The organism is Paenisporosarcina sp. P4_E4_2 (genome assembly GCF_056401595.1).
The window spans coordinates 1-1,403 of the sequence record NZ_JBFUJC010000521.1 but is presented as its reverse complement, the minus strand read 5'-3'; the positions used below and the strand labels follow the sequence as shown (position 1 = coordinate 1,403).

The following is a 1,403-nucleotide window of genomic DNA, read 5'->3' as shown; positions in this document are numbered from 1 at the left end:
ATTTTTAAACAGCGAGCCCGTTTTCGCACAACAACCGGGTGATGATAAATATTATTTGTATTCGGGATCCATCGGAAAAATTATGCCGTCAGCCCTTTTTTACGGCATGGAGACACATGTGGGAGAACCGCTTAGTGGAATTACGGCCAATTATATTGCTTCATTTTTAACGCAGCGTATGGAATATAATCCATTATTTCAGGAAACTGTTCTAGGTGAGAAGACCCCATTACCCGTAACCATTCAGCAAAAAGATTTGAAGATGGAGTATTCAGCGCAGACACCGTATCGTGCGAAAGCATTATATAATGTGTTTCTGATGAAACGCAATGCTGCTGAAATCATGTCGATTTTTGAAGGTGTAGCGAATGAAGCTGCGGATGATTGCAACGCAAGCTATCAAGCGATTTGTACTCGTGAGGATGTAGCACCAGTTGGTGAGATACGGGTATTGAAGTACGAGGAATTGATGAATCACGCAGTTTCGAAATTTGGCTACGATTATGTAGAATTAGTCAAAACGACCGTTCGGGATCAACAGGAATTGGATGATCGTGAAAAATCATTCCGAATCGTTGATACACTGATGATTCAATGTCAGGAGTTGGCACCTGCAATCGTACTTCTTTTTGCACCACCGTATTATCCAGCAGTCAATACGAGTGACGATCCGTTAGTGGAAGAGTGTATGGAATTTATTAAAGAGCTGGGTAAATCGGAATTTAATCTAGCGATTGAACAGATTCATTATTTTAATGGAATCTCTGATTTGAGTTACGTGAACTACGAAGATACAAATGGGGGATGGCAGGTGTTTGAAGCCAACACACCTGTATGGGGCGATACGTACTCCATTCCCTTTAATGAAATGCGAACTCTAAAAGCTCCAGTTCTCAACGTGGGACCCTTCGGAAAAGACGCACACAAACGTACGGAACGGCTGCACATCCAAAGTGCATTCGTTGAATTGCCACAGTTACTCGAGAATTTAGTAAAAAAAGTCCTTTTGGAAAAAATAGAAGCCTGACCCAATCCCTCACTCTCTGATAGAGTGGGGGATTTTTGTAATGCTTTTCAGGATATCAGCTGGGGATATCGGGGGATATCAGGCTGGGGATATCAAGGATTCGCGGGTGGATATCGAGGATTCACCTTGTGATATCTACATTTCAGAAAGGGATATCTTGAAATGTGCCTGGGTTATCTAGGAATCGAATACAGATATCTAAAATTCACGAAATCCGCACAATTCAAATGCGCTGTAATGGTGCCATTTGCATCGCAAATGGCACGTTACTGTGGGCTTATTGCTGGAATCAAGGATTCGCGGGTGGATATCAAGGATTCGTCGGGTGATATCTACATTTCAATAGGTGATATCTCAAATTGGACAGTGTTTATCT

At 42.1% G+C, this 1,403-nt stretch carries 1 pseudogene; it reads left to right on the top strand.

Annotation, left to right across the window (positions count from 1 at the left end):
• Positions 1-1,027 (top strand): annotated as a pseudogene (locus tag AC1DSB_RS19330) (amino acid degradation protein); the annotation flags it as partial.
• Between the last annotated feature and the right edge of the window lie 376 nt (positions 1,028-1,403).